This window comes from Bacillus sp. 17RED48 (assembly GCF_019837545.1).
GTDB classification, from domain to species: domain Bacteria; phylum Bacillota; class Bacilli; order Bacillales; family Bacillaceae_G; genus Bacillus_A; species Bacillus_A wiedmannii.
The window spans coordinates 1-14,656 of sequence record NZ_JADAXG010000026.1 but is presented as its reverse complement, the minus strand read 5'-3'; the positions used below and the strand labels follow the sequence as shown (position 1 = coordinate 14,656).

Genomic DNA, 14,656 nt, shown 5'->3' with positions numbered 1-14,656 from the left:
TATTTCCCATGGAATAGGCCTGGTCCTGTTAGTAAAAAAGATGAAATATAGTAAGGGATTTTTTGAGCAGAAATAGTAAGAAATTGATAAATAAATGGGTAATCTTCAGAACCATAGCTCCCAAGTAAATCATACCACCAATCTGTTTCATATCTAGAAATCATACTTAAATTGTAGAGCAATAAATAATGAACAAGAAGTTCAGGTAATACTGGTTTAGGATTTCTCGGGTCAGTTGTAATTGGTAAGTAATAAGCATCAGCAAGATATTCGTAGTATAAGGGCGTACTATATATAGGATTCCACGATTGGATAGGAGCTGTAAAAAGCAAATTCGATCCGCTCGTTTTCCCGGGAACATGTTGTATGGATAAATGTTTACAAGTTGATTCAATGTAACGTGAAAATCTTTCTGTAGTCATATGGAGTCGATCTAGTATGTTGACCGAAAAGGAAAGTTCATTTGTATTTGTTGAATCGATTTTATATAATGTGGCCCCTCTTTGACTATAGCGAAATAAATTTTGTAATTCAGGAATATTTCCCATTAGATCTAACATGTTAAACTTCTCTGCTTCTAAGTGTTTCATGTGAAACAGCTGTTCTGCAATATGAGTAAATAATCCATTTTTTTGCACCTTCACCTCATCTTCTAAAAATTGATACCCCTGTTTTTTTCGTTTACGAGTCGTAACACCATGAGCTAAAACAGTAGTGGATTCTGGATAGTTAGGATCAATAGTTAGTAAGCAGGCTTTAAAAAGTTGGCTCATTCCATAAAACAATAACATTGGCTGAATGGAAAATGGGGCTACCTTATATAATTCATAATAGTTTTTCCCGTGTTCTAAGTAATAAATAAAGGGATAACAATTTTCGAAACTTTTTTTTTCAGCATCTTGTATGGAGGATTTTTCATAGCAACGGGCAAGATAACGTTGTACATTTTGAGATGAAAAGAAGAAACTTAATTGCTGCCAAGTACAATGTGTTTGATGCATATATTACGCTCCTTTTATTGTCTAAAAATTCTAACATATATATACGTCCTTGACAGTATTTTAACCAATTGATAAGCTACTAATAATAATTTCTGGTATCATGGGGGGAACAATTATGTGGGAATCTAAATTTGTTAAAGAAGGTTTGACTTTTGATGACGTATTACTTGTACCAGCAAAGTCAGATGTACTACCAAGAGAAGTAAGTGTTAAAACAGTTTTATCTGAAAGCTTACAGTTAAATATCCCGTTAATTAGTGCAGGAATGGATACAGTAACAGAAGCTGATATGGCTATTGCAATGGCTCGTCAAGGCGGTTTAGGAATTATTCATAAAAACATGTCTATTGAACAACAAGCGGAGCAAGTTGATAAAGTAAAACGTTCTGAAAGTGGCGTTATTTCAGATCCTTTCTTTTTAACTCCAGAACATCAAGTGTATGATGCAGAGCATCTTATGGGAAAATACCGTATCTCAGGTGTACCGGTTGTAAATAATTTAGACGAGCGAAAATTAGTTGGTATTATTACAAACCGTGATATGCGTTTTATCCAAGACTACTCAATCAAAATTTCCGACGTAATGACAAAAGAAAAGCTAATTACAGCTCCAGTTGGTACAACGCTGGAAGAAGCTGAAAAGATCCTACAAAAGTACAAAATTGAAAAACTCCCTCTCGTTGATAACAACGGTGTATTACAAGGGCTGATTACAATAAAAGATATTGAAAAAGTAATTGAATTCCCAAATTCTGCGAAGGATAAGCAAGGACGCTTATTAGTTGGAGCAGCGGTTGGTGTAACGGCTGATGCTATGCTTCGTATCGACGCATTAGTAAAAGCTAGCGTAGATGCAATCGTACTCGATACAGCTCATGGACATTCTCAAGGTGTTATTGATAAAGTAAAAGAAGTTCGTGCGAAATATCCATCACTAAATATTATCGCTGGAAATGTTGCTACTGCTGAAGCAACGAAAGCATTAATTGAAGCAGGTGCAAACGTAGTTAAAGTTGGTATTGGACCAGGCTCTATTTGTACGACACGCGTTGTAGCTGGCGTGGGTGTACCACAATTAACAGCAGTTTATGATTGTGCAACAGAAGCTCGTAAACACGGTATTCCGGTTATTGCTGATGGTGGTGTTAAGTACTCTGGTGACATGGTAAAAGCTTTAGCAGCAGGAGCACACGTTGTTATGCTAGGTAGTATGTTTGCTGGTGTTGCTGAAAGCCCTGGAGAGACTGAAATTTACCAAGGTCGTCAATTTAAAGTATATCGTGGTATGGGTTCTGTCGGAGCGATGGAAAAAGGAAGTAAAGACCGTTACTTCCAAGAAGGAAATAAAAAACTTGTTCCAGAAGGTATTGAAGGTCGAGTACCATATAAAGGACCTTTAGCAGATACAGTTCATCAATTAGTTGGTGGATTACGTGCCGGTATGGGATATTGCGGAGCGCAGAATTTAGAATTCTTACGTGAGAATGCACAATTCATTCGTATGTCAGGTGCTGGTTTACGTGAAAGCCACCCTCATCACGTACAAATTACAAAAGAGGCTCCAAACTACTCATTATAATGTCTGATATACAAATAGACGGAGATTTGATATCTCTGTCTATTTTTTTTTGATTATGTTAGAATAACGGTTATGTGAGTACATAGATATTGGGGGTAACAGACGTGAAAGGTATGTTTTGCAAAAGATTCATTGCTTTAGTAACAATGCTTACACTAGCTTGTAGTATGTTGTTACCATATAGCAATGCATCAGCAGAAACAGGAGCTTCTTTAAACATTGAAGCAGGTGCAGCAATTTTAGTTGAAGCAAATTCTGGGAAAATTTTATATCAAAAGAATGCAGATGAATTATTATCAATTGCTAGTATGACAAAGATGATGAGTGAATATTTAGTTCATGAAGCAGTGGATAAAGGAAAACTTAAGTGGGATCAAAAAATTAAGGTTTCTGAATATGCGTATAAGGTTTCACAAGATGCTTCTTTATCAAATGTTGCATTAGAAAATGGCGGCATTTATACAGTAAAAGAGTTATATGAAGCAATGGCAATCTTTTCTGCAAATGGTGCAACAATTGCATTAGCAGAAGCAATTGCAGGTAAAGAAGTAGACTTCGTAAAAATGATGAATGATAAATCGAAAGAACTAGGGTTGAAAAATTATAAATTTGTCAATTCTACAGGTTTAACGAATAAAGATTTAAAGGGAATGCACCCTGAAGGAACAACAGCGGATGAAGAAAATAAAATGTCTGCAAAGGATGTTGCAACTTTAGCACAACATTTAATTAAAGATTACCCAAAAGTGTTAGATACAGCAAAAATCCCGAAAAAAGAATTTCGTCCACAAAAAGAGAAGTTTGCAATGTCGAACTGGAACTGGATGTTAAAGGGCTTAGTGAAAGAATATGATGGCGTAGATGGCCTGAAAACAGGCTCGACTCCAGAAGCCGGGGATTGCTTCACTGGTACGGTTGAAAGAAACGGTATGCGTTTTATTTCTGTAGTTATTAAAACAAGTTCTCATACAGCACGTTTTGATGAAACAAAGAAGCTATATGATTATGGATTTGCTAACTTTGAAATGAAGCAAATGTATAAAAAAGATTCTTCAGTAAAAGGACAAGAAACAGTACGAGTAGAAAATGCTAAAGATAAAGATGTAGCAGTTCAAACAAAACAAGCTGTTTCACTTCCAGTGCCAAAAGGAAGTAAAGATGTTTATAAAACAGAATTAAAAGAAGCAAATAAGGGACAAGAAGCACCTATTAAAAAGGGAGCTGTACTTGGCCAAATGGTAATCACACCAAAAGATGCGAATGACCCTGGATTTTTATCTGGTAAGTCATTACAAATAGATCTTGTAACAACGTCTGCAGTAGAGGAAGCGAATTGGTTTACTCGCTCTATGCGCGGAATTGGTTCTTTCTTTAGTGGTATATGGAATAGTGCTGTTGATACAGTAAAAGGTTGGTTTTAAAAGCTCCTCATTGTAGGGGCTTTTTCTTATTCCTATTTTTCATACCGACTTTATGAAAAAGTAGTAGACAAGCATCTGATGGTTAGTGGTAGAATGTAAGAGTATTCTTAATTTTCGCCTTTAACGGGGAAAAGCAATTCACCTAGGGGGGTTTTTGTAACATGACAAATGTAACAGGGACAGAACGTGTAAAACGTGGAATGGCAGAAATGCAAAAAGGCGGCGTTATTATGGACGTAATTAACGCTGAACAAGCAAAAATTGCAGAAGAGGCAGGCGCAGTTGCCGTTATGGCACTAGAGCGTGTACCAGCAGATATTCGTGCAGCAGGTGGCGTTTCTCGTATGGCAGACCCAACAATCGTTGAGGAAGTTATGGGTGCGGTGTCAATTCCGGTTATGGCAAAATGCCGTATCGGTCACCTTGTAGAAGCACGTGTATTAGAATCATTAGGGGTAGACTATATCGATGAGAGTGAAGTGTTAACTCCTGCCGATGAAGTATACCATTTAAATAAACGTGATTACACAGTTCCATTTGTATGTGGTTGCCGTGATATCGGAGAAGCTGCACGTCGTATTGCAGAAGGTGCATCTATGCTTCGTACAAAAGGTGAACCAGGAACAGGAAACATTGTAGAGGCAGTGCGTCATATGCGCCAAGTCAATGCAGAAATCCGTCAAGTTGCAAGTCTACGTGAAGATGAGTTAATGACATATGCAAAAAATACTGGTGCTCCTTATGAAGTACTACTTGAAATTAAACGCCTTGGTCGTTTGCCAGTTGTAAACTTCGCAGCAGGTGGTGTAGCAACACCAGCAGATGCAGCGTTAATGATGCAACTTGGTGCGGATGGTGTATTCGTAGGATCTGGTATCTTCAAATCAGAAAATCCAGAGAAATTTGCACGCGCAATCGTTGAAGCGACGACTCATTATGAGGATTACGAACTAATTGCAAGCCTTTCTAAAGGGTTAGGTAATGCAATGAAAGGTATCGAAATTTCAACATTATTACCAGAACAACGCATGCAAGAGCGTGGATGGTAATTGAAGGAGAACTTTAAAATGGTGAAAATCGGTGTACTAGGTCTTCAAGGTGCAGTTCGTGAGCATATAAAATCAGTTGAAGCAAGTGGTGCAGAAGCTGTTGTTGTAAAGCGTATAGAGCAACTTGAAGAGATTGATGGTCTTATTTTACCAGGCGGTGAAAGTACAACAATGCGCCGTCTTATTGATAAGTATGCTTTCATGGAACCACTTCGTACATTCGCGAAGTCTGGTAAACCAATGTTTGGTACATGTGCAGGTATGATTCTTCTTGCAAAAACACTTATTGGCTATGAAGAAGCACATATTGGTGCTATGGATATTACAGTAGAACGCAATGCGTTCGGACGCCAAAAAGATAGCTTTGAAGTCGCACTTTCAATTAAAGGTGTAGGAGAAGAATTTATTGGTGTATTTATCCGTGCTCCGTATGTTGTAAATGTAGCTGATGATGTTGAAGTACTTTCTACACATGGTGACCGAATGGTAGCAGTAAAACAAAATCAGTTTTTAGCTGCTTCATTCCATCCGGAATTAACGGATGATCATCGTGTCACAGCATACTTTGTAGAAATGGTAAAAGAAGCGAAAACGAAAAAAGTTGTCTAAGTAACTTGCAACTTGTATAAGATTATAGTAAATTGATGGTAACAATTTTATAAAATAAGCGTGTTGATAGGAAGTAGTAACAAATGCCGTTTCTTATAGAGAGTCGATGGTTGGTGGAAATCGATAGAAACAGTTTGTGAATCCATCCTGGAATGGAATGTGGAATATCTTTATGATTAGTAAACATTCCCGGTGAAGAGCCGTTATTTCTACTTGAGAGGAAGGCGGTAATGCTTTCAACTAGGGTGGCAACGCGGGTTAACTCCCGTCCCTTTATATAGGGACGGGAGTTTTTTGTGTTTTATAAAATAAAAGGAGGAGTATATAATGCTTGATATTAAATTTTTACGTACAAATTTTGAAGAAGTAAAAGCAAAGTTACAGCATAGAGGCGAAGATTTAACTGATTTTGGTCGCTTTGAAGAGCTGGATACGAGAAGAAGAGAATTACTTGTTCAAACAGAGGAACTAAAAAGTAAACGTAACGAAGTATCTCAACAAATCTCTGTATTGAAGCGCGAAAAGAAAGATGCAGAAGCTCTAATTCTAGAAATGCGTGAAGTTGGAGAAAAAGTAAAAGATCTTGATAATGAACTTCGTACAGTTGAAGAAGATTTAGAAAGATTAATGTTATCTATTCCAAATATTCCTCATGAATCTGCTCCAGTTGGTGAAACAGAAGATGATAATGTAGTAGCACGTACTTGGGGAGAAGTGAAAGAATTTGCTTATGAACCAAAACCACATTGGGATCTTGCTACAGATTTAGGAATTTTAGATTTTGAGCGTGCTGGGAAAGTAACGGGAAGCCGCTTCGTATTCTATAAAGGTGCTGGCGCGAGATTAGAGCGTGCTTTAATTAGCTTTATGCTTGATCTTCATACTGATGAGCATGGATACGAAGAAGTATTACCTCCGTATATGGTAAACCGTGCAAGTATGACAGGAACAGGACAACTTCCGAAATTTGAAGAAGATGCATTCCGTATTGAAAGTGAAGATTACTTCTTAATTCCGACAGCTGAAGTACCTGTAACGAACATGCATCGTGATGAAATCTTAAATAAAGATCAATTGCCTATACGATATGCTGCATTTAGCTCTTGTTTCCGTTCTGAAGCAGGTTCAGCTGGTCGTGATACACGTGGCTTAATTCGTCAGCATCAGTTCAATAAAGTAGAGCTTGTAAAGTTCGTAAAACCAGAAGATTCTTATGAAGAGTTAGAAAAACTAACAAATGATGCAGAACGCGTGTTACAATTATTAGAGTTGCCATATCGCGTTATGAGCATGTGCACAGGCGATTTAGGATTTACAGCAGCGAAGAAATACGATATCGAAGTATGGATTCCAAGCTATGGCACATATCGTGAGATTTCTTCTTGTAGTAATTTTGAGGCTTTCCAAGCGAGACGTGCAAATATCCGTTTCCGTCGTGAGCCAAACGGAAAACCAGAACATGTTCATACATTAAATGGATCTGGTCTTGCGATTGGACGTACGGTTGCAGCTATTTTAGAGAACTACCAACAAGAAGATGGTACAATTATAATTCCAGAAGTTCTTCGCCCTTATATGGGAGGAAAAGCAGTTATTAAGTAAATGTAAACATTCATCGGTATGAGTGATTGGTAATTATGAGCATTGTCAGTACTGAAATGTAGGAGGGGAAAGGTAAATTTCCCCTTTCCTCATAATTTATTTTAGTAGGGTTGACTAACTGTTTTTCTTTTGATATTATATTTGATGTCAATATGGAGGTATACCCAAGTCTGGCTGAAGGGATCGGTCTTGAAAACCGACAGGCGGCGAGAGTCGCGCGGGGGTTCGAATCCCTCTACCTCCTCCAGATATAATTGACAACAGCGCATATAAGTGGAGATTGGAGAACTCGTTACCAACACGTAACGAGTTTTTATTTTAAAACCAATCATAAAGTATGGTGTAGGGCGATTTTCTCCTTATTACACACTCATATTCCGATGATTATCTTCATAGATATGAAAGGAGTCAACATGGATCTTATTATACAAACGTTTCCTTTAGATGGAAAAACTTTATATTATGTACAATGTCCTGTCTGTAAGAACAATAGAATTTTAAACAGTGGTGCAAATGTGTCACGCATTATAAGCGATGATACATTCCGTAAACTTTGTGGTTGCACTTGTGATGTAAAGCAAACTGCGACAAAAGTAGAGGCGCCAAAAAAAGTTGAAAAAGCAGCTGTAAAGAAAGAAGCAGCTCCAAAACGTACAGGTAAAGTATTAACAGCAGTAATTAACGGGAAAGAAATGACTGTTAAAGAGATTGCTGAAACATACGATATTAGTACAAGTACTGTTCGTCAGCGTATTAACGCTGGAAAACCTGAGAGTGAAATTATTGCTCCGACAAAAAAGAAGTAATTTAATAGAAAAACCCGTGCGTATGCACGGGTTTTTTATTTTACAAGTTTACGTGTTTGTTTTAAAAAATGGCCAATTTTTTTAATGATTGGTTCAATTGAATCGCCATCTTTTAAAATATCGTATTCATTAATGTTTAATCGTAAAACAGGGCATGCATTAAAGTTGTTAATCCAGTTTTCGTAACGGCCATGCATCTCTTTCCAATACTCAATTGGTGTTTGTTGTTCCATCGGACGTCCGCGTTCTTGGATACGATTAACAATATCATCGAAAGAACCTTCTAAGTAAATTAATAAATCTGGATGAGGGAAGTAAGGAGTCATGACCATAGCATCAAATAAACCTTTGTATGTTTCATAATCAGTTTCCGTCATTGTACCTTTTTCATGATGCATCTTTGCAAAAATTCCAGTGTCTTCATAGATAGAGCGATCTTGAACAAAACCGCCACCGTATTCAAAAATTCTTTTTTGTTCTTTAAATCGTTCTGCTAAAAAGTACACTTGCAAGTGGAAGCTCCAGCGTGTGAAATCAGCATAGAACTTGTCCAAATACGGGTTCGAATCTACCTTTTCAAATGATGTGCGATAACCTAAAGTGTTAGCTAATGCAGTTGTCATAGTTGATTTTCCGACACCTACTGTTCCAGCAATAGTGATTACTGCGTCATTTGGTATATCATATTTTTGCCTTAAATTCATTGTTATTTCGACTCCTTTAAGAGAGTATTTTGAAGGGCGGATAGGATGACGTTTAAATCATCAGGATTTTTTACAAAATCCATATCGTCTCCGTTAAATTTCAATACTGGGATATCTGGATGATCCTTTTTAAAAGTATCCATTGCCGTTTCGTAATCTTTTGTGAGCTGTAGTAAGTAATTGGGATCCATATTTTTTTCGAATTCTCTTCCGCGCATCGCAATTCGTGTTTGTAATGTTTCCAAGCTAGCTGTTAAATAAACGATAACGTTTGGTACAGGCATATCTTGTGTAAGGATACGATAGATTTGCATGTACTTGTCGTATTGAGAATTCTTTAATGTACGGGATGCGAAAATTAAATTTTTAAATATATGATAATCCGCTACTACTGGCTTCCTTTGATTCAAATACTTTATGTTAATATCTTCTAATTGTTTGTATCTATTACAAAGAAAGAACATCTCTGTTTGAAAACTCCATTCGTCGATGTCTTCATAGAATTTTCCTAAAAAAGGATTTTCATCAACAATCTCTTTTAGTAAGTGGAGTTGCATGTGAGTTGAAATTGCCTTCGCAAGCGAGGTTTTTCCAACACCAATTGGTCCTTCAACCGTGATAAAAGGTACTCCGGTCACGCTGTTTCCTCCTTTCAATCAGTGATTTACCGTGACTACTAAAAACACAAAACAGAATTATTGTAGCACAAGAGGGAAGCGAGCGGGTTAATTTGATATAAAAAGTTAGAAAATAGATATATGTATTAATTAATTTTTATTTGAGATGAAGGTACTATATTTGCTTTTAATGTGGATTCCATTATTTTTAAAGCATGCAGATTATCCTGATCGTGATTAGAGGCAATACAGTCCTGTGGTACATACAGTGTATAATTTCTCATATGAGCGTCGTTAGCTGTAAAGAGGATACATATATTCCCGGCGACTCCTGTTAATATTAGATTTTCTATTTTTAAATAGCCTAATAAAGAATTTAAAGGTGTTTCATAAAAAGCAGAGTAATGTGGTTTAATAAAAATGTAATCATCGGAATTTGGAGCAATCTTATGAATGATATTTTCGCTATACTCATTTGTACAATGGGTAATTAGTTGGTCAATATCAGATCTCCAAAGTTGATAATGGTCATTAACATAAATTATGGGGTAGCCAAAGGATTTCATTGTTTTCTTTAATTGTAAAATAGGGTTTGTTATAATTTCGCATTTTTTGGCTAAGATGGGCCCGTGTGAAAATTGAAAATCATTAATCATATCGATAATGAGTAAGGCAGTATTCTTCATATGTAATCTCCTCTCTTTTTTATTAGGGTGGATTGAATTTGTAAAAGTTATCCCATGTGTAGTAAATGGAAATAAGTGTACTTTATTTGTAATGAAAGGACTATGGTATGGAACGCGATCAAGATATTTATTTTATGCAGTTAGCAATAGAAGAGGCTGAAAAAGCAGAGGCAATACAAGAAGTACCGATTGGTGCAGTTATAGTGTTAGATGGTGAAGTAATTAGTGTTGCTCATAATTTAAGAGAAACTGAACAAAGATCAATAGCTCACGCTGAGTTGTTAGCTATTGATGAGGCGTGCAAAAAATTAGGGACATGGCGTTTAGAAGATGCGACGTTATATGTAACATTAGAGCCTTGTCCGATGTGTGCGGGTGGAATTGTTTTATCACGAGTGAAGCGAGTTGTATATGGTGCAAGTGATCCGAAAGGTGGATGTGCAGGGACGTTGATGAATCTTTTAACGGATGAACGCTTTAACCATCAATGCGAGGTAGTTGCTGGTGTATTAGAAGAAGAATGCGGTACTTTGTTAACAAACTTTTTTAGAGAGCTTCGTAAAAAAAGAAAAGCGATAAAAAAATTAGAGAAAAGTAACGAGAATTAACGTATTTGCATTTTGTAAAAAAACAAGTTATACTGATAATGCCTTTTAATGAAGGCAACCGAATATTGGTTTTAACTTTGCCGTGCTAAGCGGGGAGGTAGCGGTGCCCTATACTCGCAATCCGCTCTAGCGAGGCCGAATCCCTTCTCGAGGTTATGCTGCTGTAAGGTCTGCCTTAAGTAAGTGGTGTTGACGTTTGGGTCCTGCGCAACGGGACCCCGTGAACCTTGTCAGGTCCGGAAGGAAGCAGCAATAAGCGGGTCTTCTCGTGTGCCGCAGGAGTGCCTGAACCGAGCTAACTGCTTGAGTAACGCTTATGGTACGTAATCGACAGAAGGTGCACGGCAGTTATATATGTATACAAAACTCACCTTAATACTAAGGTGGGTTTTTTGTATAGAAAATAACTTTTGGAATCTATAAACAGAATGGGTTATAATAAATGAGATAATAACCTTTGAGGGAGGCCGTATTTTCGTGTCATACCAAGCGTTATACCGAACATGGAGACCGCAAAAATTTGAAGATGTAGTTGGTCAAAAGCACGTGACAAAAACGTTGCAAAATGCCCTTCTTCAAGAGAAAGTTTCACATGCTTATTTATTTTCTGGGCCGAGGGGAACAGGAAAAACGACAATTGCAAAAGTATTTGCAAAAGCAATCAACTGTGAACATGCTCCGGTAGCTGAACCTTGTAATGAATGTCCTTCTTGTTTGGGGATTACACAAGGATCTATTTCAGATGTATTAGAAATTGATGCGGCTTCAAATAACGGTGTAGATGAAATTCGAGATATTAGAGATAAAGTAAAATATGCTCCAAGTGCTGTAGAATATAAAGTATACATTATTGATGAAGTCCACATGCTTTCTATGGGGGCCTTCAATGCGCTTTTAAAAACGTTAGAAGAGCCGCCAGGACACGTCATCTTTATTTTGGCGACAACAGAACCGCATAAGATTCCGCCTACAATCATTTCACGTTGCCAGCGTTTTGAATTTCGAAAAATATCAGTAAATGATATTGTTGAGAGATTATCGACGGTTGTGACGAATGAAGGTACGCAAGTAGAAGATGAGGCGTTACAAATTGTTGCACGTGCCGCTGAAGGTGGTATGCGTGATGCGCTTAGTCTTATTGATCAGGCAATATCTTATAGTGATGAGACAGTTACGACAGAAGATGTATTAGCTGTGACAGGTTCTGTTTCCCAGCAATACTTAGGTAACTTAGTAGAATGTATACGTGAAAATGATGTATCAAGAGCATTACGTATCATAGATGAGATGATGGGTAAAGGGAAAGATCCAGTTCGTTTTATGGAGGATTTCATTTACTATTATCGGGATATGCTTTTATATCAAACTTCACCACAACTGGAACATATGTTGGAACGAGTAATGGTAGATGAGCAATTCCGGATGTTAAGTGAAGAAATGCAACCGGAAGTAATCTATGAAATCATTCATACTCTTAGTAAGGGACAACAGGAAATGAAGTGGACAAATCATCCGCGAATTTTCTTAGAAGTTGTTATGGTACAACTGTGTCAACAGTTTATGATGCAAGCAAACGGTGCAGATCGTTTACAAGCAATTATGAACAGGATGCAGCAATTGGAGAAAGAGTTAGAACAAGTCAAAAAGAATGGTGTGCCGGCTGGTGTGCAGCAAGAAGTCAGAGAGACACGTGCAACACCAAAGCCAGTGCGGACAGGTAGTATGAAGATTCCTGTCGGACGCGTAAATGAAGTGTTAAAACAAGCAAAGCGCCAGGATTTAGAGCAATTAAAAGCTGTGTGGGGTGAGTTGTTAGGCAGACTCAAAGCATACAACAAAGTAGCGTTTGCTGTTTTATTAGAAAATAGCGAACCGGTGGCGGCTTCGGATGATACTTACGTTTTAGCGTTTCAATATGAGATTCACTGTAAAATGGCAAGCGAAAATCGAGAAGCTATGGATACAGTGGAACAAGCCTTATTTGAATTGCTAAGTAAAAGATTAAATATGATTGCCATTCCAAAAAGTGAATGGGGTAAAATCCGTGAAGATTTTTTACAGCGTGAAGGCGGGGAGTCTGAAGAAAGCCCAGAGAAAAAAGAAGATCCTCTTATAGAAGAGGCCGTAAAATTAGTAGGACAAGAACTTATTGAAATAAAAGAGTAATAATAATTAGGAGGAATTAATTATGATGCGTGGCGGAATGGGAAATATGAATAATATGATGAAACAAATGCAAAAGATGCAAAAAGATATGGCAAAGGCGCAAGAAGAGCTTGGCGAAAAAACAGTTGAAGGTACAGCTGGCGGCGGTATGGTCACAGTTATTGCAAATGGTCATAAGCAAATTCTTGAAGTGAAAGTTAAAGAAGAAGTTGTAGATCCAGAAGATATCGAAATGTTACAAGACTTAGTGTTAGCTGCAACGAATGATGCACTTAAAAAAGCTGATGAACTTTCAAACTCTACAATGGGTAAATTTACAAAAGGCTTGAACTTACCAGGTGGAATGTTCTAGGAGGATACTGATATATGCATTATCCAGAACCGATATCGAAATTAATTGATAGTTTTATGAAGTTGCCAGGAATCGGACCGAAAACAGCGGTTCGATTGGCATTTTTCGTATTAGATATGAAAGAAGATGATGTGTTAGGTTTTGCAAAAGCACTTGTGAATGCGAAGCGAGATTTAGCGTATTGTTCTGTATGCGGACATATTACTGACCGCGACCCTTGTTATATTTGTAATGATTCGCATCGAGATCAGTCGGTTGTTTGTGTTGTGCAGGAACCGAAAGATGTAATCGCAATGGAAAAGATGAAAGAGTATCAAGGTGTATATCATGTGTTACGTGGTGCGATTTCTCCAATGGAGGGAATTGGACCGGAAGACATTAATATCCCGCAACTTTTAAAGCGACTGCATGATGAAACGGTACAAGAAGTGATACTAGCAACAAACCCTAATATTGAAGGGGAAGCTACAGCGATGTATATATCCCGCCTCTTAAAGCCGACAGGTATTAAAGTAACTCGTATTGCACATGGTCTGCCAGTTGGTGGAGATTTAGAATATGCAGATGAAGTGACACTGTCGAAAGCGTTAGAAGGTCGTAGAGAAGTATAAGAGGAGAAACAAAAATGTTCTTTCAAAAAAAGGGTAAATTGCGTAAAGAGTATGATGATAAGCTAATTGTACTATTAGAAAAAGTGAAGAATGAATGGTTACGTCAGAAGAGAATGGTTGAACAAAGTGTGGAACCATCTCAAGATGTACTTTGTTCTTTGAAAATAGCAGAGGCGAAATATTTCTTCTTGTTAAAAGAAGCAAAACGTCGTCCGGTAAAAATGGAACAATGGTAAAAGGTTCTGCTGAAAAAGCAGAACCTTTTATTTTATTCGTTAAACATTGCGTGGTTACTTCGTTTGGAAAGAGTGAGGAATCGTTTTATATGAAGAAAGTGTCGTCGAATAAAATTTAATGAGATGAAGCGACTGGAGTAGTATGATAAATGTTCTTTTTTATCGCCTTGTCCCATACAAATAAATGTGTATAGGTCATTCACAAGGAGGAAAAAATGAATTCTACAATTATTATTGTTGGTATTCTTGCTCTAGTTTTTATTTTTCTTGTTTTTGGAGTTTCTTCTAAGCCGTTACGTTTTATAGGAAAAGCGCTCTTTCATGTTACTTTGGGAATAGCGTTACTTTTTATCGTAAACGTTGTAGGAACATATTTTGATTTTCATATTCCAATTAACTTGGGTACAGCAACAATCACAAGTCTATTAGGTCTACCTGGTGTTGCTGCATTAGTGGTTATTAAGCTTTATATCATGCCAAGATAAAATTATTTTGGCATTTTTTTAAAAAGTGTTGACGAACAAATGATTAATATGGTAAATTAATAAGCGTCGTCAGGAACGAAAGAAAAAAGTTGTTGACAGATTTAACGCAAAATGTTAAATTATA

At 37.2% G+C, this 14,656-nt stretch carries 16 protein-coding genes, 1 tRNA gene, 1 other RNA gene and 1 other annotated feature; of the genes, 14 read left to right on the top strand and 4 right to left on the bottom strand.

The window, feature by feature from the left end; translation table 11 throughout:
- A partial coding sequence (locus ILT06_RS31730; RefSeq protein WP_064475251.1) for a YaaC family protein occupies positions 1 to 1,001 on the bottom strand: 1,001 nt, incomplete at its 3' end.
- Positions 1,002 to 1,116: 115 nt separating this feature from the next.
- Here ILT06_RS31730 and guaB point away from each other — a divergent pair.
- From guaB to ILT06_RS31695, 7 genes are all read left to right on the top strand, one after another.
- Complete coding sequence (guaB, locus tag ILT06_RS31725) at positions 1,117 to 2,580, top strand: IMP dehydrogenase (RefSeq protein ID WP_000264076.1); 1,464 nt, start codon at positions 1,117 to 1,119, stop codon at positions 2,578 to 2,580.
- 113 nt (positions 2,581 to 2,693) lie between these two features.
- Complete coding sequence (dacA, locus tag ILT06_RS31720) at positions 2,694 to 4,001, top strand: D-alanyl-D-alanine carboxypeptidase DacA (RefSeq protein WP_141669114.1); 1,308 nt, start codon at positions 2,694 to 2,696, stop codon at positions 3,999 to 4,001.
- Between the two features lie 161 nt (positions 4,002 to 4,162).
- Positions 4,163 to 5,050, top strand: coding sequence for a pyridoxal 5'-phosphate synthase lyase subunit PdxS (gene pdxS / locus ILT06_RS31715; RefSeq protein WP_000186157.1), 888 nt, complete (start codon positions 4,163 to 4,165; stop codon positions 5,048 to 5,050).
- An 18-nt stretch (positions 5,051 to 5,068) separates the two neighbouring features.
- Positions 5,069 to 5,659: a pyridoxal 5'-phosphate synthase glutaminase subunit PdxT gene (gene pdxT, locus ILT06_RS31710; RefSeq protein ID WP_064475253.1), complete on the top strand. Its 591-nt coding sequence runs from the start codon at positions 5,069 to 5,071 to the stop codon at positions 5,657 to 5,659.
- A 54-nt stretch (positions 5,660 to 5,713) separates the two neighbouring features.
- Positions 5,714 to 5,935 (top strand) — a binding site (T-box leader).
- Between the two features lie 51 nt (positions 5,936 to 5,986).
- A complete protein-coding gene (gene serS / locus ILT06_RS31705; protein ID WP_000884182.1) occupies positions 5,987 to 7,261 on the top strand; it encodes a serine--tRNA ligase in 1,275 nt (424 codons plus the stop codon).
- A gap of 154 nt (positions 7,262 to 7,415) precedes the next feature.
- A tRNA-Ser gene (locus tag ILT06_RS31700) sits at positions 7,416 to 7,508 on the top strand.
- A gap of 166 nt (positions 7,509 to 7,674) precedes the next feature.
- On the top strand, positions 7,675 to 8,067 hold the full coding sequence (locus ILT06_RS31695; RefSeq protein WP_000364198.1) for a sigma factor-like helix-turn-helix DNA-binding protein: 393 nt from the start codon (positions 7,675 to 7,677) through the stop codon (positions 8,065 to 8,067).
- Positions 8,068 to 8,102: 35 nt separating this feature from the next.
- Here the strand turns inward: ILT06_RS31695 and ILT06_RS31690 are convergent, their stop codons facing one another.
- The 3 genes from ILT06_RS31690 to ILT06_RS31680 form a co-directional block, all read right to left on the bottom strand.
- Positions 8,103 to 8,771 carry a deoxynucleoside kinase gene (locus ILT06_RS31690; protein WP_222655962.1) on the bottom strand — a complete coding sequence of 223 codons (669 nt, stop codon included), beginning with the start codon at positions 8,769 to 8,771 and terminating at the stop codon, positions 8,103 to 8,105.
- A gap of 2 nt (positions 8,772 to 8,773) precedes the next feature.
- Positions 8,774 to 9,409 (bottom strand): deoxynucleoside kinase, encoded by a 636-nt coding sequence (locus ILT06_RS31685; protein WP_064475255.1) that lies wholly within the window; start codon positions 9,407 to 9,409, stop codon positions 8,774 to 8,776.
- Between the two features lie 125 nt (positions 9,410 to 9,534).
- Positions 9,535 to 10,074 carry a cysteine hydrolase family protein gene (locus ILT06_RS31680; RefSeq protein WP_088047005.1) on the bottom strand — a complete coding sequence of 180 codons (540 nt, stop codon included), beginning with the start codon at positions 10,072 to 10,074 and terminating at the stop codon, positions 9,535 to 9,537.
- Between the two features lie 107 nt (positions 10,075 to 10,181).
- On the opposite strand from ILT06_RS31680, the gene tadA reads away from it, so the two are divergent.
- The 7 genes from tadA (at position 10,182) to ILT06_RS31645 (ending at position 14,532) form a co-directional block, all read left to right on the top strand.
- A complete protein-coding gene (gene tadA / locus ILT06_RS31675; protein WP_064475257.1) occupies positions 10,182 to 10,682 on the top strand; it encodes a tRNA adenosine(34) deaminase TadA in 501 nt (166 codons plus the stop codon).
- An 80-nt stretch (positions 10,683 to 10,762) separates the two neighbouring features.
- An RNA gene (gene ffs / locus ILT06_RS31670) (signal recognition particle sRNA large type) lies at positions 10,763 to 11,027 on the top strand.
- A 132-nt stretch (positions 11,028 to 11,159) separates the two neighbouring features.
- The gene (gene dnaX / locus ILT06_RS31665; protein WP_064475258.1) at positions 11,160 to 12,848 is read left to right on the top strand and encodes a DNA polymerase III subunit gamma/tau; all 1,689 of its coding nucleotides are present in this window, start codon (positions 11,160 to 11,162) and stop codon (positions 12,846 to 12,848) included.
- Between the two features lie 25 nt (positions 12,849 to 12,873).
- Positions 12,874 to 13,200 (top strand): YbaB/EbfC family nucleoid-associated protein, encoded by a 327-nt coding sequence (locus tag ILT06_RS31660; RefSeq protein WP_170771173.1) that lies wholly within the window; start codon positions 12,874 to 12,876, stop codon positions 13,198 to 13,200.
- Between the two features lie 14 nt (positions 13,201 to 13,214).
- Positions 13,215 to 13,811, top strand: coding sequence for a recombination protein RecR (recR, locus tag ILT06_RS31655; protein ID WP_000559169.1), 597 nt, complete (start codon positions 13,215 to 13,217; stop codon positions 13,809 to 13,811).
- A gap of 14 nt (positions 13,812 to 13,825) precedes the next feature.
- Entirely contained in the window at positions 13,826 to 14,047 is a 222-nt protein-coding gene (locus ILT06_RS31650; RefSeq protein ID WP_000466020.1) for a YaaL family protein, read from the top strand.
- Between the two features lie 215 nt (positions 14,048 to 14,262).
- A complete protein-coding gene (locus ILT06_RS31645) occupies positions 14,263 to 14,532 on the top strand; it encodes a pro-sigmaK processing inhibitor BofA family protein (protein WP_001089260.1) in 270 nt (89 codons plus the stop codon).
- The last annotated feature ends 124 nt before the right edge of the window (positions 14,533 to 14,656 follow it).